The organism is Bradyrhizobium sp. 33ap4 (genome assembly GCF_032654765.1).
Classification (GTDB): Bacteria; Pseudomonadota; Alphaproteobacteria; order Rhizobiales; family Xanthobacteraceae; genus Bradyrhizobium; species Bradyrhizobium australafricanum.
Genome location: NZ_JAUMTJ010000031.1, coordinates 32,897 through 54,295, shown reverse-complemented (window position 1 = coordinate 54,295; position 21,399 = coordinate 32,897). Strand labels below are relative to the sequence as shown.

General features: G+C 64.7%; 20 protein-coding genes. 7 read left to right on the top strand and 13 right to left on the bottom strand.

All coding sequences use genetic code 11. The features are described 5' to 3' along the window. Positions 1-169: 169 nt before the first annotated feature. Complete coding sequence (locus Q2M23_RS23625; RefSeq protein ID WP_028332202.1) at positions 170-961, top strand: outer membrane protein; 792 nt, start codon at positions 170-172, stop codon at positions 959-961. Positions 962-1,158: 197 nt separating this feature from the next. After that, positions 1,159-1,929 (top strand): glucose 1-dehydrogenase, encoded by a 771-nt coding sequence (locus Q2M23_RS23620; protein WP_316397210.1) that lies wholly within the window; start codon positions 1,159-1,161, stop codon positions 1,927-1,929. A gap of 39 nt (positions 1,930-1,968) precedes the next feature. Here the strand turns inward: Q2M23_RS23620 and Q2M23_RS23615 are convergent, their stop codons facing one another. Next, positions 1,969-3,213, bottom strand: coding sequence for an FAD-dependent oxidoreductase (locus Q2M23_RS23615; protein WP_082653893.1), 1,245 nt, complete (start codon positions 3,211-3,213; stop codon positions 1,969-1,971). A 71-nt stretch (positions 3,214-3,284) separates the two neighbouring features. Then, a complete protein-coding gene (locus Q2M23_RS23610) occupies positions 3,285-4,781 on the bottom strand; it encodes a caspase domain-containing protein (protein ID WP_141341088.1) in 1,497 nt (498 codons plus the stop codon). Between the two features lie 230 nt (positions 4,782-5,011). Between Q2M23_RS23610 and Q2M23_RS23605 the strand changes: the two genes are divergently transcribed. The 4 genes from Q2M23_RS23605 (at position 5,012) to Q2M23_RS23590 (ending at position 10,143) form a co-directional block, all read left to right on the top strand. Then, positions 5,012-5,965, top strand: coding sequence for a helix-turn-helix transcriptional regulator (locus Q2M23_RS23605; RefSeq protein WP_316397209.1), 954 nt, complete (start codon positions 5,012-5,014; stop codon positions 5,963-5,965). 207 nt (positions 5,966-6,172) lie between these two features. After that, positions 6,173-6,913, top strand: a complete 741-nt coding sequence (locus Q2M23_RS23600; RefSeq protein WP_316397208.1) for a helix-turn-helix transcriptional regulator — start codon at positions 6,173-6,175, stop codon at positions 6,911-6,913. 251 nt (positions 6,914-7,164) lie between these two features. After that, positions 7,165-8,658 (top strand): DEAD/DEAH box helicase, encoded by a 1,494-nt coding sequence (locus Q2M23_RS23595; protein WP_057018600.1) that lies wholly within the window; start codon positions 7,165-7,167, stop codon positions 8,656-8,658. Between the two features lie 417 nt (positions 8,659-9,075). Continuing rightward, the gene (locus Q2M23_RS23590; protein ID WP_038386764.1) at positions 9,076-10,143 is read left to right on the top strand and encodes a GGDEF domain-containing protein; all 1,068 of its coding nucleotides are present in this window, start codon (positions 9,076-9,078) and stop codon (positions 10,141-10,143) included. Positions 10,144-10,262: 119 nt separating this feature from the next. On the opposite strand, the gene Q2M23_RS23585 is transcribed toward Q2M23_RS23590, so the two are convergent. From Q2M23_RS23585 to Q2M23_RS23550, 8 genes are all read right to left on the bottom strand, one after another. Continuing rightward, on the bottom strand, positions 10,263-10,730 hold the full coding sequence (locus tag Q2M23_RS23585; RefSeq protein ID WP_316397207.1) for a TfoX/Sxy family protein: 468 nt from the start codon (positions 10,728-10,730) through the stop codon (positions 10,263-10,265). 177 nt (positions 10,731-10,907) lie between these two features. Further along, complete coding sequence (locus tag Q2M23_RS23580; protein ID WP_050384272.1) at positions 10,908-11,297, bottom strand: HesB/IscA family protein; 390 nt, start codon at positions 11,295-11,297, stop codon at positions 10,908-10,910. A gap of 158 nt (positions 11,298-11,455) precedes the next feature. Further along, positions 11,456-11,827, bottom strand: coding sequence for an SUF system Fe-S cluster assembly protein (locus Q2M23_RS23575; RefSeq protein WP_016845787.1), 372 nt, complete (start codon positions 11,825-11,827; stop codon positions 11,456-11,458). After that, positions 11,824-13,071, bottom strand: coding sequence for a cysteine desulfurase (locus tag Q2M23_RS23570; RefSeq protein ID WP_141343348.1), 1,248 nt, complete (start codon positions 13,069-13,071; stop codon positions 11,824-11,826). The genes Q2M23_RS23575 and Q2M23_RS23570 overlap by 4 nt, the downstream gene beginning before the upstream one ends. Next, complete coding sequence (sufD, locus tag Q2M23_RS23565; protein ID WP_316397206.1) at positions 13,068-14,390, bottom strand: Fe-S cluster assembly protein SufD; 1,323 nt, start codon at positions 14,388-14,390, stop codon at positions 13,068-13,070. Before sufD ends, Q2M23_RS23570 begins: the two co-directional genes overlap by 4 nt. A 17-nt stretch (positions 14,391-14,407) precedes the next feature. Next, positions 14,408-15,160, bottom strand: a complete 753-nt coding sequence (sufC, locus tag Q2M23_RS23560; protein WP_057018615.1) for a Fe-S cluster assembly ATPase SufC — start codon at positions 15,158-15,160, stop codon at positions 14,408-14,410. A 57-nt stretch (positions 15,161-15,217) separates the two neighbouring features. Beyond that, on the bottom strand, positions 15,218-16,714 hold the full coding sequence (gene sufB, locus Q2M23_RS23555) for a Fe-S cluster assembly protein SufB (RefSeq protein WP_316397205.1): 1,497 nt from the start codon (positions 16,712-16,714) through the stop codon (positions 15,218-15,220). Between the two features lie 94 nt (positions 16,715-16,808). Further along, positions 16,809-17,966 (bottom strand): cysteine desulfurase family protein, encoded by a 1,158-nt coding sequence (locus tag Q2M23_RS23550; RefSeq protein ID WP_253590347.1) that lies wholly within the window; start codon positions 17,964-17,966, stop codon positions 16,809-16,811. A gap of 462 nt (positions 17,967-18,428) precedes the next feature. Here Q2M23_RS23550 and Q2M23_RS23545 point away from each other — a divergent pair, with 462 nt between their 5' ends. Further along, entirely contained in the window at positions 18,429-19,076 is a 648-nt protein-coding gene (locus tag Q2M23_RS23545; protein ID WP_016843213.1) for an alpha/beta hydrolase, read from the top strand. A gap of 98 nt (positions 19,077-19,174) precedes the next feature. On the opposite strand, the gene Q2M23_RS23540 is transcribed toward Q2M23_RS23545, so the two are convergent. From Q2M23_RS23540 to Q2M23_RS23530, 3 genes are all read right to left on the bottom strand, one after another. Then, entirely contained in the window at positions 19,175-19,504 is a 330-nt protein-coding gene (locus Q2M23_RS23540) for a multidrug efflux SMR transporter (RefSeq protein WP_316397204.1), read from the bottom strand. Positions 19,505-19,507: 3 nt separating this feature from the next. Further along, positions 19,508-20,185, bottom strand: a complete 678-nt coding sequence (locus tag Q2M23_RS23535; RefSeq protein WP_316397203.1) for a glutathione S-transferase family protein — start codon at positions 20,183-20,185, stop codon at positions 19,508-19,510. Between the two features lie 82 nt (positions 20,186-20,267). After that, positions 20,268-21,371 carry an anhydro-N-acetylmuramic acid kinase gene (locus Q2M23_RS23530; RefSeq protein ID WP_057020017.1) on the bottom strand — a complete coding sequence of 368 codons (1,104 nt, stop codon included), beginning with the start codon at positions 21,369-21,371 and terminating at the stop codon, positions 20,268-20,270. Positions 21,372-21,399: the final 28 nt, after the last annotated feature.

Here is a 21,399-nt window from a genome sequence, read left to right as displayed (position 1 = left end):
GCCATTTTGCCCGTTCGGAGAGCCCCAGTGGCTTCGTTTTCGGCCGGATGTGTCTCACCAGCAACAGCATTTCCGGCGGAACCACGTATAGTTCGACCATGAGTTTCGGGAATCGGTGCCAGCGCACTCCCCTGAGCGACCTGATCGAACGCTAGTCGAGGATTTGGATATGAAGAAGATTTTGCTCGCTCTGACCGCGGTTGCTGCGATGACGGCATCGGCGTCGGCTGCCGATCTGGCCGCCCGCCCCTACACCAAGGCTCCTGCCCCGGTTCCGGTCGCTCCGAGCTGGACCGGCTTCTACATCTTCGGCGGTGGCGGCGGCGGCGTCTGGGATGCTGACACGGGCGTCCAGTCGACCGTGACGGGTGCGCCGATCCTCGGCTTCAACCAGCGCCAAGGCGGCGACGGCTGGTACGGCACCGTCGGCGCCGGTTACGACTGGCAGACCGCCAACAGCTGGGTCATCGGCGTGTTCGCCGACGGTCAGTTCGGCAGCCTGAAGGGCACCATCCAGGATCAGGGTCCGTTCGTCGCCGGCAACATCAAGAACGACTACAGCTGGGCGGCTGGTGCGCGCCTCGGCTACCTGATCGCGCCGAACGTCCTGTCCTACGTCAACGCCGGTTACTCCAGCTCCCACTGGAAGGGCACCACGCTGTTCAACACCGCGAGCGCGCTTCCCTCGGGTCTGCACACCAACGACTTCGATCGCGGCGGCTGGTTCGTCGGCGGCGGCGTCGAGAACAACCTGAACATCTTCGGCATCACCGCGCCGGGCTGGTTCATGAAGACCGAGTATCGCGCCGCTTACTACGACAACAAGAACATCTCGGAGCTGGTCGACGGCACCAACATCTCGAACGGCCGCGACATCACCTTCAAGCCGCTTGTCCAGACCATCAGCACCTCGCTGGTCTACCGTTTCAACTGGACCGGTCCGGTTGTCGCCAAGTACTGAGCTGCGTACTGATCCCTGCTGAGATAGCAGAGCAAAAGCCCCGGCATTGTCCGGGGCTTTTTTGTTGCCCGAACGTCATCGAAATCGCCCCATGCGCAAGCCCGCCGGCGCAGGGCGGACCGGCTGTAGCCGATCTGGTCAGCGCCGTGACGATCGGGCACTCTCGCGCCCGGTTCAAACCTCGGCGGACAACAACAATGAAAAACGGACAGTTTGATCTCTCGGGCCGGGTCGCCATCGTCACCGGCGGCAATGGCGGCATCGGGCTTGGCATGGCGCGCGGCCTGGCGGACGCCGGCGCGGCGGTTGCCGTGGTCGGCCGCAACGAGGCCAAGTCGAAGGCCGCCGTCGAGGATCTCGGCAAGCGCGGCGCCAAGGCGATCGCGGTGGCAACCGACGTGACCGACAAGGACGCCGTCGCCGCCATGATCGAACGGGTCGTTCGCGAGCTCGGCCGGATCGACATTCTCGTCAACAACGCCGGCATGAGCATCCGCAAGCCTCCGCACGAGCTCGAGCTGGAGGAGTGGAGCAAGGTGATCGACACCAACCTCACCAGCGCGTTCATGTGCTCGAAGGCGGCCTATCCGGCGCTCAAGGCGTCGGGGCACGGCAAGATCATCAATATCGGCTCGATGATGTCGATCTTCGGTGCGAGCTTCGCCGCGGCCTATGCCGCGAGCAAGGGCGGCATCGTGCAGTACACCCGCGCCTGCGCCAACGCCTGGGCTCCCGACAACATCCAGGTCAACGCCATCCTGCCCGGCTGGATCGATACCGACCTGACCAAAGGTGCGCGCCAGCAGGTGGCCGGGCTGCACGAGCGCGTGCTTGCGCGCACGCCGGCGGCACGCTGGGGGGCGATCGACGACTTCGCCGGCATCGCCGTGTTCCTGGCATCGCCGGCGTCGGACTTCGTCACCGGCACCGCGATCCCCGTCGACGGCGGCTATTCGGTGATGGCCTGAAAACACAGCAACCCGGCGCTTGCGAGCGCGGCGCGCAGTTCAGCCCGCGGCCGGCGAATGCACGTGCTCCGGCCGCACCCCGACGGCGACCAGACGTGCGGTGAGGCCCTGCAGCCAGGGCATTGCCGTGATCAACCGCAGCGCCAACGGCACCGGCTGATCGCCGGCCTTCAGCGCCGCGCTGATGATGTTGTTCTGCGCGATCACCTGCATGCGCTGTGTCACGCGCACCGGGAATTCGCGGCGCCGTCGCACCGCATCGAGCTCGTCTTCCGATGGCACGCCGTGAAAGAGCTTCGCCGCCAGGATGTTGGCGGTCGCGACCGCATCCTGCACCGCGAGGTTGACGCCGACGCCGCCGATCGGCGACATCGCATGCGCGGCGTCGCCGATGCAGAGCAGGCCGGGACGGGTCCAGCGCGTCAGGCGATTGATCGCGACCGTGAGCAGCTTGACGTCGTCAAAGCTCTTCACGTCGGCAATGCCGGCCTTGAGGATCGGCGCCAGCCGCAGCACGTCGTCGAGCAGCGCCGGCAATCCCCTCGCCTTCACCGCCTCGTATTGGCCCTTGGCGATCACATAGGCGCATTGCCAGTAGTCGCCGCGATCGAACGTCACCATCATCTTGCCGTGCTCGACGCGGGCGAACAAATTCTCGGTCTCATCCGGACGCCGCCCGACGCGAAACCACAAAACGTCCATCGGCGCGCCGATCTCCTCGACGTCGAGGCCGGCGCGCTCGCGCACGATCGAATGACGTCCGTCGCAGCCGACGGTGAGATCCGCCTCGATCTCGACCGGGCCGTCGAGTGTGTTCGCGTGCACGCCCGCGACAGCATCGCCGCGCCGGATCAGATCGGTCGCCTCGGCCTTCATCAGCACCTTCAGCGAGGGGAAGCGCTTGCCGCTCTCGCGCAGGTAATTGAGGAAGTCCCACTGTGGCATCATCGCGATGAAGGGGTATTTGACGCTGAGGCGGCGGAGATCGGCGATCCGCACCGAGGTGCCGCCGAACATGCCGTCGAGCGTCTGGATGTCCTGATGCGGCAGCTTCAGGAAGCCGTCGATCAGGCCGAGTTCGTCCATCACCTGCAGGGTCGACGGATGCACGGTGTCGCCGCGGAAGTCGCGGAAGAAGTCGGCGTGCTTCTCCAGCACCACGACATCGACCCCGGCGCGTCCGAGCAGATAGCCAAGCATCATGCCGGCCGGCCCACCACCGACCACGCAGCAGCGCGCCCTGATCTGACGCGTGTTCGGCCCTGCCGGATTGCCTGCATCCATGAGCCGTCCTCACCGCTGCCTCGCCCCTCAGAATCCGATTGTAACGCGGATCTGGCGGCAAGGATGCAAGGCTATCGCCTGAAGGTCTTGATTTCCGACACGCTGCCGTCGCGATAGGTCAGCTCGACCGAGACCGCCCTGGTCTGCGGCGCAAGCTTCAGATAAGGCTGCGCGTCAGACGGGATCGCGCTGGGATCGCGCGAATTGCAGGATGGCATCTTCAGGACCTTGTCCGGCACCGCGGTGTCGATGCCGATGCGCACCTCGCGGATCGCGCAGCGATACGACATCAGGTGCGTATAGTAGACCAGCAGCCCGTTGAACTCGCGGAATGACAGCCAGCTGGTCGCGGTCATGTCGAGGATCTTGCGCTGGTCGCGGATCAGCGCGGCGTCGGGATCGAACTTGATCGGGAACGGCCCCTGCATCATGCCTTGCGTATCGACATAGCGAATCTCGATCGTGGCGGCCGGCGCATCGGCCGGCAGCTCGACCGACGGATTGGGCATCCGCTTGCGCGTGCGCGGATCGAGCGTGTCGATGAAGCCGGTTTCGCGGAAATCGCCGCTGTCGCCGATCCGCCAGGAAATCCCGAGCGTCGGATCGGCGATCGAGAACACCACGGTCCAGCCGCCATTGTGCCGCGAGAAGCTCGCGATCGGCGCGTTGATCGAATCCTCCTTAGGCAGCTTCGGCACCGCGACCGGCGGCAGCGCGGCCACCTGCTGCGGCGGCGCGGATGGCTTGGTCGCCTCGGCCTGCCCCTTCGCGATCCCGTTCAAGAAGACATCGTCGACCATCTGGTCGAAATAGACCGGGATCTGCTTGTGCTTCACGGTCTCGGCCATCTCACTGACCAGGCGCCGCGTGCGCTGCGCGACCTGCACGAGATTCTCGCCGGGCTGCAGCAGCTCCTTGGCGAAGGTCCGCGTGAATACCGAATTGGGATTGGCATCATCGTTCGAAAGACGGTCGAGCGCGGTCTGGCGCGGCCCCGCCGAGAACACCGAGAACACGCCCTCCGGCAGTTGCGTCATCGGCGCGAGGCCACCGCCGCCGGCGACCGCGCGTGTGCCGGCGCGCTCGAACGGATTGTTGCGGCAGGCGTCGAACACCAGGATCGAGGTGCGCGCCTTCTTGTTCTGCAAGCGCTCGACGATGCGGTCGGCGAGAACAGAGGCGTCGCGCACCAATTCCTCCTGCCCTTCGGTGGCGGCCGGCACGTCGGTCGGCAGCAGGAAATTCTGGCCGGCGATCTCGAAGCCGTGGCCGGCATAGAAGAAGAACGCGGTATCGCCGGGTTCGACGGCGCGGTCGAACGCGAGCAGCGTCTCGGAGAACGCCTGCCGGTTGAGGTTCTCGGCTACCATGACGCTGAAGCCGAGCTGCTTCAGCGTGTCGCCCATGGTGCGGGCGTCGTTGACCGCCTTCTGCAGCCTGGGCACGTTCCTGTAGTCATTATTGCCGATCACCAGCGCGACGCGCTTTTCGGCCTGGGCGGGTGCGGCCGATGCGACAAATGCAACCGCCCAAAGGATCGCCGAAAGTCTCGAAAGCCAGCTCTTCATCCCGTTTCCCCGCCTGCACGACAAATGCGCCGCCCGTGCGACCGCCGTCTAATAGTCGGACCAGCCGTTTCGCCGGTTCAAGGCCGGCCGCGGACGGCCGTTCCGGCCGGCCACGCCAGGCCGAAATGAGGGATCCGATTTGTCTTAGGTCAAGTTTCTTTTTACGGCCCGCGTGATAGATTCGAAGCTCCATCCGGTTCGAGCTCTCCGCACGTCGCAACGGCTTTTCCGTGCACACATGGTCTACTGATCAAGTCGATCCCAAGGATCGCTTCGACTATTGGCGCGAGGTCCGCGCCAAGGGGCTGTTCGGCGTCACCGCCGAGTTGGAAGCCGACCGGCGCCGCGACTTCTTCGGCGAGTTCTCGCTGCGCAAGCTCGGCGATGCCGGGCTGGTCGAGCTGCGGGCCTCGCCGTACCGCGTCGAGCGGCGCACGGGCGACATCGCCGATGCGGCCAGCGACAGCCTGTGCATCTACCAGCAGCTTGGCGGCGGCGGCTGGTTCGGCGGCGCGCGGCTCGATGAATTTGCCGTTCGCGACGGCATGTTCGCGACCAGCTATTCGGACCTGCCCTATCGCACTGTCCCCCTGCACGATGACGGCTTCCACCTGCGCATCATCAAGGTCCCGGTGGCCAACATCGTCCCGCCGGGCGCCGAGCTCGGCGAACTCGTCCCCAGGCCCGTGCAGGATGAGACCGCGCTGCGGGCCCTGCTGGAAGCATGCTTCCGCGACCTCATCGAAAGCAATGATGCCGCGGCGGCGGGCACAGCGCCGACGGTGCAGGCGCTGGCGCATATCGCGCTGATCGAACGCGGCGTCATGCGGCCGAAGAGCCGGCTCGCGCAGCAGGCCTTGCGAACCGCCCATTTGTCGCTGGCCCGGCGCCTGATCCGGCGCCACCTGGCGCGTGCGGCGCTGTCGCCAACCCTGATTGCCGGCCTGCTCGGCATCTCGGTCCGTCATCTGCACATTCTGTTCGAGGAAACCGAGATGAGCTTCTCGGAGACCGTCACCGCGCTCCGGCTCGAACAAAGCCGCCGCCTGCTCCGCGAGCAGCCCAGGCAGACGATCGCCGAGGTCGCCTTTGCCTGCGGCTTCGAGAGCCTTGCGACGTTCTACCGCCTCTTCAATGCATCCGAATCCATGACGCCGGGCGACTATCGCGCACAAACGGCCTGAGCGCCCGTCCGGACCGGCCGGGACACCACGCTCGCAATTCGCCGAAGCTTGGCCGCGCCCCCTTCACCTCCTTGAACTTCACATCGCCGCGCGATCCGACGTTCGCTGAACCGAAGTGATCAGCCTGCGCGCATTGAGAAGATATTTTCCGGCCATTTCGCCAGAACCACTGCGGCGCTTCGCCCGGGTTCGGCACCGCAAATTTCCTTGCCGGCGACGCGCGCGCTCATGCAGAGCGAGGGATCAGTCACGATGCGCGGTGGTAAGCACGGGGATCATAGCCAGGAAACGCCAGCTACAGGCGCGACGCGCATTTATCTCGATGCCGCGGACCTGCGAGCGGATCAAATCCCGGCATCTGAGCCAGCCCGTCAGGGCTCAGCGGCGACCGGCAATCACGGCTGGACGCCGCTGCTCGAAGCTTGCCTCGCCGACTTCAAGGAAGCCACGGAGGCCGGTGATACCGCTTGCATTCCTGCGCTGGTCAAGATCGTGGCGGACCTTGCGCTGATCGAGCGCGGTGTGATCAGGCCGGGCAGCCGCCGGGCGCAGCAGGCGCTGCGCGTCGGCCGGCTCAGCCTCGCGCGCCACCTGATCACGCGCCATCTTGCCAAGCCAAGCCTGTCGCCAGGGATGGTCGCCGGCATGCTCGGCGTCTCGGTCCGCTACCTGCACGTCCTGTTCGAGGCGACCGGGGCAAGCTTTTCGCAGACCGTCACCGCCCAACGCCTGAGCGAGAGCCGAAGGTTGCTTTGCGAGAAGCCGCCGCGGCCGATCGCCGACATCGCCCTCACCTGCGGGTTCGGCAGCCTCGCCACCTTCTACCGGATATTCGGCGATTCCGAAGGCCTGACGCCCGGCGGATTCAGGATGAAAAACAGCGCGGAGGCCCCCGCTGTGACCTCGCCGTCCGGGGCGGGGGTCGTGATTCATTTGACCGCCAAATGACGAAAAGACGCGTATTTCAGTCAAAACGTTAAGCTTTTTCGGCCATCCGGCTGGTTCCAAGATTGACTTTACCGCTTTCGCCCCTATGTTGCGGGCAACGCGGCCCTCGGATCGAAACGCGATTCGTCAGGTTTGCCGTCCGTCGGCGTTAGTCAGAGCCCCCGAGCTTTATAGAAAAGCGAGCCGTTTCGGGGCCGAACGCGACAGCCTTTTACCTGCGATGCCGAACGGCGGTTTCGACCAGAGGCTCAATGTCTTTTTCCAATCTAGGCCTGTCCGATAAGGTCCTCGCCGCAGTTGCGGCCACCGGTTACACCAATCCCACTCCGATCCAGGAACAGGCAATCCCGCACGTTCTCGCCCGGCGCGACGTCCTCGGCATTGCCCAGACCGGCACCGGCAAGACCGCTGCCTTCGTTCTCCCGATGCTTACCCTGCTCGAGAAGGGCCGCGCCCGGGCACGGATGCCGCGCACCCTGATCCTCGAGCCGACCCGCGAGCTTGCCGCGCAGGTGAAGGAGCAGTTCGACAAATACGGCGCCGGTCAGAAATTGAACGTGGCGCTCCTGATCGGCGGCGTCTCGTTCGGCGACCAGGACTCCAAGCTGATGCGCGGCGTCGACGTCCTGATCGCTACGCCCGGCCGCCTGCTCGACCACACCGAACGCGGCGGATTGCTGCTCACCGGCGTCGAGCTGCTGGTGATCGACGAAGCCGATCGCATGCTCGACATGGGTTTCATCCCCGACATCGAGCGCATCTGCAAGCTCGTCCCGTTCACGCGGCAGACCCTGTTCTTCACCGCGACGATGCCTCCGGAGATCAGCCGCATCACCGAGGCCTTCCTGCACAATCCTGCGCGGATCGAAGTCTCCAGGCCCGCGACCACCGCCGTCACCGTGACGCAATTGCAGGTCCCGGCCGGTCGCGAAGCGCATGACAAGCGCGAGATCCTCCGCCGCCTGCTGCGCGATGCCAAGGATCTCAACAACGCGATTATCTTCTGCAATCGCAAGCGCGAAGTCGCCGTCCTTCACAAGTCACTCCAGAAGCACGGCTTCAGCGTCGGTGCCCTGCACGGCGATATGGATCAATCCGCCCGCACCGCGGCCCTCGATCAATTCCGGAAGGGCGAGATTCCGCTGCTCGTCGCCTCCGACGTCGCCGCCCGTGGTCTCGACATTCCCGCGGTGAGCCACGTCTTCAATTTCGACGTACCGCACCACCCCGACGACTATGTCCACCGCATTGGCCGTACTGGCCGCGCCGGACGCACCGGTACTGCGATCTCCATCGTCACCTCGCTCGATAGCAAGTCGATGACCGCGATCGAGAAGCTGATCGGCCAGCCGATCCCGCGCGCTGAGGGCGACTACACCGTTCACAGCGAAGCCTCCGACGAGGACGCCGCGCCGCGCCGCTCGCGTGGCCGCGAAGGTTCGCGCGATGGTGCCCGCGGCGGCCGCAAGCCGCGCCGCGAGCGCGAGGCGCGCCACGGTGAACGCGAGCCGCGTCACGGTGAACGCGAAGCGCGTCACGAGCGGGAGCCCCGCGAGGAGCGCGCAGCGAAGCCGGAGCGTGAACCGCGCCACGGCCGCAATTCGGCTCCGCAGGCCGCTCCGTCGCACGTGCCGTCGATCGGGCGTGCCGAGCCACGGCGGCCGCAGCGCGAGGTGGACCATGAGCCCGCCGATCATTCGCACCTGCCCGCCTTCCTGCTACGACCTGTGCGCGCACGCGCATAAGGCCTGCTCTGATGCCGCCGCGCCAGCGGCGGTATTCCGGACACTTCTGTTACCGCCCACGACCGGCGCACGCGCTGATCCTCAGCGTTTGAAGCAAATGCGCCCAGTTTGCGCCTCGCACCAAAGCGCGATGAGATTTGCGCGAAGCGTCATCGCGCCTTAGCTCGTTGTTTGAGCATGATCTTTTCGGAAAACCGCTGCGCACTTTTCCGGATCATGCTGTAGCGAGCAAACGAAAAGCGCCCGAAAGTGGCGCTCAAGGCGGACAAACATCGGGCGCGCCGCATGGTCGCCGCAGCCGGCTTCCCCGTAGTTCCACTGTTTACCTTGCCTTCACTCTCGTCCCGTACCCTCGCCCCAATAGTTTAGTCATTGCTGCCGGGTTTAATCGGCATTGCGTGCATTGAGGACGTGACAGTGGTCAAGCTGCTGGACGAACACGAACGTACGTTGGCCTTTGCCGAAGTCGCGCTTGGCCAGATCCGCTCGCTTCGCCAGACCGCAGTCCCCCGCAACTATGAAATCTGGTACGTCTACGCGACCGGATACAACGCGCCGCTCAACAAGGTCATCAACGAGACGCTGGCGCGCAGTGGCAAGCTCTCTGAATCCGATCTCGAGCAGATCTACGAAACCTACCTTTCGCACATCAAGACCTCGGACCGCATCGACAAGGTCGGCGCGCGCGTCATCGGCGAGATCGACGCCGTCATGAAGCTGATCACCGATGCGCTCGGCGTGTCCGCGACCTATGACGCCAGCCTCGTCGGCGCCAGCGATAAGCTTGCGAGCGCGACCACCCGCGATCACATCAAGGCAATCGTCGATAGCCTGGCGAAATCGACGCGCGAGATGCGCGAGACCAATCAGGCATTGGAGAACCGGCTCGCGCTGTCGAAGTCGGAGATCAGCGACCTGCAGCATAGCCTCGAGGCGATCCGTGCCGAGAGCCTGACCGATCCGCTCACCGGCCTCGGCAACCGGAAATATTTCGACCGCTCGATCGACATGGCGGTGCAAGCCGCACTCGCCAGCGGCGAGCCGCTGTCGCTCCTGATGTTCGACATCGACCACTTCAAATCGTTCAACGACTCCTACGGCCATCTCACCGGCGACCAGGTGCTGCGGCTGGTGGCACAGTCGCTGAAGCAGAACATCAAGGGCCAGGACATCACCGCCCGCTATGGCGGCGAGGAATTCGCAGTGGTGCTTCCCAACACGGCGCTGCGGCAGGCGCTGACGGTCGCCGACCACATCCGCCGCGCCGTGATGGCCAAGGAGCTGAAGAAGAAGTCGACCGGCGAGATCCTCGGCCGCGTCACGATCTCGGTCGGCGTCTCCATGCTGAAGCCGACTGACGACACCGACTCGCTGATTGAGCGCGCCGACGCCTGCCTCTATGCCGCCAAGCGCGCCGGCCGCAACCGTGTGATCTGCGAGGCCGATCCGGAATACAGCACCGAGATCCAGACCCGCGTGGCGTGATCTGGTCGCTCAACTGCCTCCACCGTCATTGCGAGCGAAGCGAAGCAATCCACCTGCCGCATATGCGGATCCATGGATTGCTTCGCTTCGCTCGCAATGACGTGGATGGATTGGCTGCCTCAGGATGCGGATCGCTTCTTTGCCGATCGCTTCTTCTTGGCCGATGGCCTCTTCGCGACCGCCTTTTCTGCCGTAGCTTTCTTGCCCGCAGCCTTCTTCGCTGGCGCCTTCGACTTTCGCGCAGCCGCTCGTTTCCTCGGCCGCTTGCGCAGCGCGGCGCGCTGGGCGGCGCCGAGTGCCGACCGTGCCCAGACTGCGAGTTCTTCCGAATCATCGAACAGCCGTGCCGGCAGCTGCCAGTAGGAGTTCACCGTGACGGTCTTCGACCGTGTCTGATATTGGAATGGCCCGCAGCCCTCCGCCTCAAATTGCGGGATGGTCTGCTCGTCGGCACGAAAGTAGAGCCCGGCACGCAAGGCGAGCGCGAAGTTAGTGCCGTCCGCGGAGATGCCGTAGCCGGAGAACATCCGGCGCAGCGTGACCGGGCCGAAATCGGCGAACAGGTCGGTGAGGAATTCGCGGTCCATGTGCCGATCGCCCCCGTTTCTGTCGCCTCATGGTAAGGAGTACGTCTCCATCCATGTCATTGCGAGCGTAGCGAAGCAATCCATCGCGCAACAAGCGGAAACATGGATTGCTTCGCTACGCTCGCAATGACGGGCAACACAGGTGCCGATCACACAACAATCGATATGCGGACGTCTCTAAACCGTGGCCGGCTTGAGCTGCACCGATTCGCCGCAGCCGCAGGCGGAGACCTGGTTCGGGTTGTTGAACACGAACTGGGCCTGCATCTTGTCGGCCACATAGTCCATCTCGGTTCCAAGCAGGAACAGCACGGCCTTCGGATCGACCAGGATCTTCACGCCCTTGTCCTCGACCACTTCATCGGTCGGACGGATCTCGTGAGCGTATTCGACGGTATAGGACTGTCCGGCGCAGCCACCATTCTTGATGCCGACGCGCAGCCCGACGATCTCGGAATCCGCGCGCTTGGTCAGCTCGGTGATCCGCTCCGCGGCGGCATCGGTCAGTTTCATGACCTGCGGGCGCGGCCGCTTCGGCTTGGCCGGGGTTGGTGAAGCTTGCGTCATGTCACTCATGTGGTCAGTCCCAGCGGCAAATCAATTGCCGATCTTCTTGAGCCTAAGTCCAATCCGTAAAGGTTCTTGATCAGAACCTTTACCTCTTGTTCTGACGCGTTTTCTTCACGCGAACCGGCATCCACTTCGCTCGAAAACGCTGCGACGCATCACCACATATTGAGGACGAGGCGCGCCTCGTCCGACATCCGGTCCGGCGTCCAGGCCGGATCCCACACCAGGTTGACGTTGACGACGCCGACGCCGGGAACGCTGGCGACCGCGTTCTCCACCATCTGCGGCAACTCGCCGGCGGCCGGGCAGTTCGGCGTGGTCAGCGTCATCATGATGTCGACCGAGCGATCATCCTTGAGATCGACCTTGTAGATCAGGCCGAGTTCGTAGATGTCGGCCGGGATTTCCGGGTCGAACACCGTCTTCAGCGCCGCGACGATCTCGCCGCTCATGCGCTCGGTCTCCTCCGCCGGCAGTGCCGAGGTGGTTTCCATGGTGGCCGTCTTGACTTCGGCTGTATCGGTCATGCGAACAATTCCCGCGCCTTGATCAGCGCCTGCGCCAGATGGTCGACTTCTTCCCTGGTATTATACATCCCGAAGGATGCACGGCAGGTGGCCGTCACGTTGAACCGCTCTAAAAGCGGCATCACGCAATGCGTGCCGGCGCGCACCGCAATACCCTGGCGGTCGATCACGGTCGCGACATCGTGGGGATGCGCCCCCTTCATCTCGAACGAGATCACCGGTCCCTTGTTGCGGGCGGTTCCGATCACACGCAGCGAGTTGATCTCGCGCAAGCGCTCCTGCGCATAGGTAAGCAGTTCATGCTCATGCGCGGCGATGCGCTCCTTGCCGATCGAATTGACGTAGTCGATCGCAGCCCCCAGCCCGATGGCCTCGACGATCGGCGGCGTCCCGGCCTCGAACTTGTGCGGCGGATCGCCATAGGTGACCCAGTCCTTGGCCACCTCACGGATCATCTCGCCGCCGCCGTTGAACGGCCGCATCGCCACCAGATGCTCGTGCTTGGCATAGAGCGCGCCGATGCCGGTCGGTCCGTACACCTTGTGACCGGTAAAGGCGTAGAAATCGCAATCGAGGTCCTGGACGTCGATCGGCAGGTGCACCGCGCCCTGTGCGCCGTCTACCAGCACCGGGATGCCGCGAGCGTGCGCCAGCCGGATCACCTCCTTGACCGGAACCAGCGTGCCGAGCGCGTTCGACATCTGGGTGATCGCGACGATCTTGGTACGCGGGGTCAGAAGCTTCTCGAACTCCTCGATCAGGAAGTTGCCCTCGTCGTCGACCGGTGCCCACTTGATCACGGCACCATGGCGCTCCCTGAGGAAATGCCAGGGCACGATGTTGGAGTGGTGCTCCATGATCGAGAGGACGATCTCGTCACCCTCCTTGATGTTCACCCCGCCCCAGGACGACGCCACCAGGTTGATCGCCTCGGTGACGTTGCGGGTGAAGACGATCTCTTCATTGCGGCGGGCGTTGATGAACTGCGCGACCTTGCCGCGGGCGCCCTCATAGGCCTCGGTCGCGGCATTGGCGAGGTAATGCAGGCCGCGATGCACATTGGCGTATTCGCTCTTGTAGGCCTCGGTCATGCGGTCGAGCACCGCATTCGGCTTCTGCGCCGAGGCCGCGTTGTCGAGATAGACCAGCGGCTTGCCGTAGATCTGCATGGCGAGCGCCGGGAAATCCTGCCGCACCAGCGCGACGTCGTAACTGCCGTTGGCGACCGCCTTGTGCATGCTCACGCCCTCGCCTGAAGCCAGCGCTGCGCGGTGGCAATTGCGACCTCGCGCAACGCGTCGCTGGCGATGGTCTCGATCGCCTCGCCGACGAAGGCCTGGATCAGGAGCGCCTGCGCTTCCTTCTCGGGCAGTCCGCGGGCGCGCATGTAGAACAGCAGGCTTTCGTCGAGCGCGCCGGTGGTCGCACCGTGACCGCAGGTGACGTCGTCGGCGAAGATCTCGAGTTCGGGCTTGTTGTCGGCCTCCGCGTCGTCGGACAGAAGCAACGCACGGGTCATCATCTTGGCGTCGGTCTTCTGCGCGTCGGGGCGGACGATGATGCGGCCCTGGAACACCGAATGGGCGCGGTCGTCGACAACGGCACGGAAGATCTCGCGGCTCGCGCAGTGCGGCACCGCGTGATCCATGAACAGCGTGGTGTCGGCGTGCTGCTTGCCGTTGATCAGATTGACGCCGTTGGTCTCGACCGTCGAGCCCTCGCCGGCGCAGGTCACCGCCAGCTGATAGCGGCTGACATGACCGCCCGAGGTCAGGCCGAAGGTGTTGAAATGGGCATGCGCGCCGAGCGACACCGTCGCCGAGGAAATGTTGAAGGCATCGACGCTGTCTTCGACCAGGCGCACGTGATCGAGCCGTGAATTGTCACCGATCGCAACAACCAGTCCGTCATGGGTCTGGTAGGCCTTGGCGCCGTCGGCGGCGAGATAGCTCTCCACCAGCGTCACGCCGGTATCGCGGCCGAGCCGGAGCAGCGACCGCGTGAACGTCGAGGCCGGCGCAGTGCCGGATGCGACATGCACGATGTGCAGCGGCTGGATCAGCACCGTGCCGTTGGCGACGTCGATGACGACCCCGTCGGTCGCCATCGCGCCATTCAGCGCGATCATGGGGTTGGCGACATCAGACGCGAGAGCCTGTGTCGCGACGATCTCGTCGCCGGCTTCCAGCGCGAGGCGCAGCGGATTGATCGAGAGCCCTTTCTCCAGATCTCGCCAATCGGAGAGATCAGGCGCGAACGCGCCGTCGACCAGCACCAGACGCCGGACGCCTTCGATCGCGCGGGCCTGTACGACGGCCCTGGCGCGGCTCAGCGCGGCATCATCCGGTGCCGCCGCGAGCGGCAGCACCTCGCGCATCAGCGCGCGCAGGTCGGTGTATTTCCAGTCCTCGATCCGGCGATGCGGCAGGCCTGATCGTTCATAAGCCTCGAAGGCCTGGCGCCGCTGATCGGCGACCTTGCCCTCGCCCGGCAGACGGTTGCGCACCACGGCGAATGCATCGCCCAGCGCGCGCCCGGTCTCGGTCTTTGCAACAACGTTCATCACAAAACCCGCGTTTGTCAGGCAGCGTCTTCGAACTGCGCGTAACCGGACTCTTCCAGCTCCAGCGCCAGTTCCTTGCCGCCGCTCTTCACCACCCGGCCCTTCGACATCACGTGCACGAAGTCCGGCACGATGTAGTTGAGCAGCCGCTGATAGTGGGTGATCACGACCATCGCGCGCTGCGGCGAGCGCAGTGCGTTGACGCCGTCGGCCGCGATCCGCAGCGCGTCGATGTCGAGGCCGGAATCCATTTCGTCGAGGATGCAGACGGCCGGCTCGAACAGCGCCATCTGCAGAATCTCGTTGCGCTTCTTTTCGCCGCCGGAGAAGCCGACATTGACGCCGCGCTTCAACATGTCCTGCGGAATGTTCAGCGACTTGGCGACCTCGCGGACCTTCTTGAGGAAGGCCGGCGACGAGATCTCCTCCTCGCCGCGCGCCTTGCGCTGGGCGTTGAGCGCCGCGTGCAGGAAATTCCAGGTGGTGACGCCGGGGATCTCGACCGGATACTGGAACGCCAGGAACACGCCCTTGGCGGCGCGCTCGTTGGGCTCCATCTCCAGCAGGTCCTCGCCCCTGAACAGGATCTGCCCGCCGGTGACTTCATAGCCCGGCTTGCCGGCGATGACGTGGGAGAGCGTCGACTTGCCGGAGCCGTTCGGCCCCATGATCGCGTGCACCTCGCCCGGGTTCACTGTGAGCGACAGCCCGTGGAGGATCTCACGCTCCTCGACACGAACCTGCAGATCTTTCACTTCAAGCAGAGACATCTGATTTTTCCTGAGCATCACCCCGAGGCGCGTCGGCCGCGCCGTTGGCGGGATGGATTAGCCAACCGAACCTTCAAGGCTGATCGAGATCAGCTTCTGCGCTTCCACCGCGAACTCCATCGGCAGTTGCTGCAGCACGTCCTTCACGAAGCCGTTGACGACGAGGCCGACGGCTTCCTCCTGCGAGAGCCCGCGCTGGATGCAGTAGAACAGCACGTCCTCGGAAATCTTCGACGTCGTCGCTTCATGCTCGAACGTCGCCGAGGAATTCTTGGCCTCGACATAGGGCACGGTGTGCGCGCCGCATTTGTCGCCGATCAGAAGCGAGTCGCAGGCGGTGTAGTTGCGCGCGCCGGTGGCCTTGCGGTGCGCGCTGACCAGGCCGCGATAGGTGTTCTGCGACTTGCCGGCGGCGATGCCCTTGGAGATGATCCGGCTCGACGTGTTCTTGCCGAGATGGATCATCTTGGTGCCGCTGTCGACCTGCTGGAAGCCGTTCGAGATCGCGATCGAGTAGAACTCGCCGCTCGAATTGTCGCCGCGCAGGATGCAGCTCGGATATTTCCAGGTGATCGCCGAACCGGTCTCGACCTGGGTCCAGGAGATCTTCGAATTGCGACCACGGCAGTCGCCACGCTTGGTGACGAAATTGTAGATGCCGCCCTTGCCTTCCGAATTGCCCGGGTACCAGTTCTGCACCGTCGAATATTTGATCTCGGCATCGTCGAGCGTGACGAGCTCGACCACGGCGGCGTGCAGCTGGTTCTCGTCGCGCTGCGGCGCGGTGCAGCCCTCGAGATAGGAGACGTAGGAGCCCTTGTCGGCGATGATCAGCGTGCGCTCGAACTGGCCGGTGTTGCGCTCGTTGATGCGGAAATAGGTCGACAGCTCCATCGGGCAGCGCACGCCCGGCGGCACGTAGACGAATGAGCCGTCGGAGAACACAGCCGAATTCAATGTCGCGAAGTAATTGTCCGAGGTCGGCACCACGGTGCCGAGATATTTCTGCACCAGCTCGGGATGCTCGCGGATCGCCTCCGAGATCGGCATGAAGATCACGCCGGCCGCCTTCAGCTCCTTCTGGAAGGTGGTCGCAACAGAAACCGAATCGAACACGGCGTCGACCGCGATCTTGCGGTTCGGCGTCTGCTCGCCACCGGGCGGCGGCTCGACGCCCTCGAGGATCGCGACCTCGCGCAAGGGGATACCGAGCTTCTCGTAGGTCTTGAGGATTTCCGGATCGATCTCGTCGATCGAGGACAGCGTCTTCTTCGGCTTCGGCGCCGCGTAGTAGTAGATGTCCTGGTAGTCGATCTTCGGATAGTCGACGCGCGCCCAGGTCGGCTCGGCCATGGTTAGCCAGCGGCGATACGCCTCCAGGCGCCATTCCAGCATCCAGGCCGGTTCGTTCTTCTTTGCGGAGATGAAGCGGACGGTGTCTTCCGACAACCCCTTCGGGGCCTTGTCGGACTCGATCAGCGTCTCAAACCCATATCGATACTGGTCGACGTCGATGCGCCGGACGCGCTCGACCGTCTCTTGTACAGCAGGCATTCAATCCTCCGCTCGCGGTTTCAAGGACCGCGGTGGATCTCAAGTTCCGAAAATCTCTTACGATGCTTTGATGACGAAATCCGCTTAGAACAGTTCAAGCTGTGTTTCGTCGTCCCCCCTTAACTAAGGTATCGGCGAGCTTTCGCCAAGCCTTGAGGGTCAAATCCACGTCTGTCTCCGTGGTAGACCAGCCAAGACTAAGCCGCACCGCTCCCTGGGACACCTCCGAACGGTATCCCATTGCCTCCAGCACGTGGGACGGCTGGACCTTGCCCGAGGAGCAGGCGGAACCGGACGAGACCGCGATTCCCCCAAGGTCGAACCCGATGACCGCCGTCTCGGCCTTCATTCCGGGCGCCGTGAACAGAACGGTATTAGGCAACCGCTTGACGTCATCGGAGAACACCAGCACGTCCGGCGTCTGCCGCAGCCCGTGCTCGAGCCGGTCGCGCAGTCCCCTGACGCGGGCTGCATCGGCCTTCAGCGCCGCCATCGCGGCCTTGGCGGCCGCACCGAACCCGGCGATGCCGGCGATATTCTCGGTCCCTGCCCGCCGCCCGAGCTCCTGCCCGCCGCCGCGCAGAAACGCCTCAAGGCCCTCGACGCCCTCGGCGAGCACCAGCGCGCCTGCGCCCTTCGGTCCGCCGATCTTGTGCGCCGACAGCGTCACCAGGTCGGCCTGCGTCGAGGCCAGATCGAACGGGATCTTGCCGAACGCCTGGATCGCATCGACATGCAGCAGACCGCCAGCCGCATGGACGATTTCGGCGACATCAGCCACCGGCTGAATGGCACCGGTCTCGTTGTTCGCCAGCATCACCGAGACCAGAGCCGGCGGACCATCGGCCAGCAGTGCGCGCAGATGGTTGAGATCGATCACACCGGCCCGCGTGACATGGATTGCGGAGGTCGCCTCCGTCGCAAACCGACCGCCCGCGAGCACGGACGCGTGCTCGATCGCCGACACCAGGAGCCGCTGCACCGGCGCGCCCGCAGCGCGGCGCAATCCCGGCGTCAGTGCGAGCGCATTGGCTTCGGTCCCACCGGAGAGAAACACCACGTCCCGCGGCCGGCCGCCGACCGCCTTCGCCACGGCATTGCGGGCATCCTCAAGCAGCCGTCGCGCCCGCCGTCCCTCGCTGTGCACCGAGGACGGGTTGCCGATCAATTCCCACGCCGCAGCCATCGCCGCCTTCGCCTCCTGGCGAAGCGGCGTGGTGGCATTCCAGTCGAGATAGACGCGATCGTCCATGGAGCTATCCGCGGCAACCACCATGGTTGCGGCCTTCACTGCGAGATAACGACAGTTAACGACCGAGACCAGATCAGACGTCACCGGCACGGGAGATTTTTCCCGCGCGGCGGGAGCCTCGCGCTGCAGCCAGACACGGCGTTCGCGGTCCCCCAAGCGCGATCGCATTTTGACAGACTGAAACTTCAGGTAGCCTCCGAAGCAATCCGGCCGTGTCGATCCGGATCGCCGTCGCCGCGTCGGCAACGTGCGCGTCGCGACGCGGATTCGCGACCGCCAAGCGGCACAATTTCCTTGATTTTTGCCCCTTGCGTCATGCTAGAAGGCCTCCAGCGTGCCGCGCGGCGGTGCCTGCGCCGATTTCATCACGAGCTGCTCTGTTCGCGAACCGTCGCTGAAGATGGCTCCAACCGGTTGATTGATCGACGTCAATCAAGGGAACGCGGCAATCAAGGGAACACAATGCCTGAAGTCATTTTCACCGGCCCTGCTGGCCGCCTCGAGGGCCGCTACCACCCGGCCAAGCAGAAGAACGCGCCGATTGCGATGATCCTGCATCCGCATCCGCAGTTCCACGGCACGATGAACCACCAGATCGTCTATCAGTGCTACTACGCGTTCGCGCATCGCGGCTTCTCGGTGCTGCGCTTCAACTTCCGTGGCGTCGGCCGCAGCCAGGGCTCGTTCGATCACGGCACCGGCGAATTGTCCGATGCCGCGAGCGCGCTCGACTGGGCGCAGGCGATCAATCCGGAGGCGCGCGCCTGCTGGGTTGCGGGCTTCTCGTTCGGCGCTTGGATCGGCATGCAGCTTCTGATGCGCCGGCCGGAGGTTGAGGGATTCATCTCGATCGCGCCGCCCGCCAATCTCTACGACTTCTCGTTCCTCGCGCCCTGCCCGTCGTCGGGCCTGATCGTGCACGGCGACAAGGATGCCGTGGTGCCGCCCAAGGACGTCAACACGCTCGTCGAGAAGCTGAAGACGCAAAAGGGCATCGTGATCGACCAGCAGGTCATCCCCGGCGCCAACCACTTCTTCGACGGCAAGCTCGAGCCGCTGATGGAGACGGTGACCGGCTATCTCGACATGCGTCTCGCCAACGTGCGCTGACGACGCCGACCTTGTAGCCCGCATGAGCGAAGCGACATGCGGGTCGCGGCCGACAAGACCCCGGATATCGCTGCGCTCATCCGGGCTACGGCACTGACCTATTCCGGCGCCAGCTTCAGCGCCGCAATCCCGACCAGCACCAGCGCAATCCCTGCGACCTTCATCGGATTGAGCGCCTCGTTGAACAGCAGCACACCCATGGCCAGCGTGCCGGCCGCGCCGATGCCGGTCCACACGGTGTAGGCGACGCCGACGCCGAGCACCTGCAGCGCGCGTCCGAGCAGGAACACGAACGCGGCGAGCAGCATCAGCGAGACCAGCGTCCAGCCGAGCCGCGTATAGCCTTCGGCATATTTCATCGAAATCGCCCAGCCGACGTCCAGCAGGCCGGCGACGACGAGCGCGATCCAGGCAACCGAATGCGACATGGCTTACGCGGCGAGCTTCAGCATATGCGCGCGGTGGCCGACCAGGAAAGCGTGCAGCAGCGCCGGATAGTCAGGCGACACCGCACTGCGTACGCTCGGCCGCTGTGCCAGCGCGCTGCGCCAGGCGCGAAGTTTTGGCGTGTGCGTGAAAACAGCGAGATCGGTCAGCTGGTCGAACAGATCGAAATAGCGGAAGATCGGCGCGAACACCGCATCCACCAGACTGAAATTCTGGCCAGCGAAGAACGGACCGGCGCCGAGCGCAGCCTCGACGCGCGCGAATTTTGCCACGACCGCCTGCCGCTTGCTCTCGAAGGCCGCGGCATCGGTGGCAGTCTCGAGCCCCCAGAGATCGCCGAGAATGGCCGAGCCGAACTCCATCCAGGCGCGATGCTCGGCGCGCGTGAGCGCGTCCTCGGGATGCAGCTTGGCGCCGGCTTGCGTCTCCTCGATGTACTCGCAGATCACATTGCTCTCGAACAGCGCGACCTCCTTGCCGTCGTCGCGCGTCACCACCAGCACCGGCACCTTGCCGAGCGGCGAGATCTTCAGGAACCAGTCCGGCTTGTTGGCGAGATCGATGTCGATCCGCTCGAACGGCACGCCCTTCTCACGCAGTGCGATCACCGCGCGTTGCACATAGGGGCAGAGCTTGTGGCTGATCAGTTTCAGGGCGGCCATGACGAACCTCGCGTTCAATGCAACTGCATCGAATTAAATGCAGCGGCATGGAACTGTCAAGGTAGATGCATTTGCATCTAAATCACGGTCGCGCGATAATGCCCCCGGTCATCGGGATCGGCACCCCCGTTGTGGCAGGGTAGCTCAGAGGCAGGCCCTTCATGCCGCGCGCGGCAAGGAAGCCGAACGCCTGCGCCTCGATCGCATCCGCCGCCCAGCCGAGCGCCTCGGCCGGCTCGACGGTCGCCGGCGCGAGGCGCTCGCGCAGCATCCGCAGCATCGTGAGGTTGGAGGCGCCGCCGCCACAGATGATCCAGCTTTTCGGCTGTTTCGGCAGCAGCGGCACGACGCGGGCGATGGCCGCGGCCGTGAAGGCGGTCAGTGTCGCGGCGCCATCGGCCGGCGCCACGGCGCCGAGCTTGAGACTGGCGAAGTCGTTGCGGTCGAGCGATTTCGGCGGCGGCAGCGCAAAGAACGGCAGCTTCAGCGCCTGTGCGATCCAGGCGTCGTCGGGCTTGCCCATTGCGGCGAACTTGCCGGCGGTGTCGAACGGCTGATGCATCTGACGGAACATGAAGTCGTCGAGCAGCGCATTGCCCGGCCCGGTGTCGCAGGCGATCAGCGTGTCCGTGCCGTCGATATACGTGATATTGGAGACGCCGCCGATATTGACCACGACGATCGGCCCCTCGCGGTTCAGCGATTGCGCCAGCGCGCGGTGGTAGACCGGCACGAACGGCGCGCCCTGCCCGCCGGCCTCGACGTCAGCGGCACGGAAATCGTGCATCACCGGAATGTGGATCACCTTGGCGAGCGCCAGGGCATCGCCGATCTGCACCGTCAACCTCCGCTCGGGGCGATGCAGCACGGTCTGGCCATGGAACCCGACGATGTCGATATCCTGGGCCGAGATCCGGTGCTGTGCCGTGAAGCTGGCGACCGCCTCGGCATGGGCCGTGGTGACGGCCTGCTCGGCCTGCCGCAAAATCCCCGGCCGGGCGTCGCGCCGCGACAGATGGACCGCCTCCGTCAGCGCCTGGCGCAGCAGGCTGCGCTCGCCTTCGGTATAAGGCCGATAGCCCGAGGGGCCGAAGGCCTTGATCTGGCGGCCGTCGGTCTCGATCAATGCCACGTCGACCCCGTCGAGCGAGGTGCCGCTCATCAGACCGAGTGCCGTTAACATCATGCTGGAAGCGCCCCAGCCGGGAACCCCC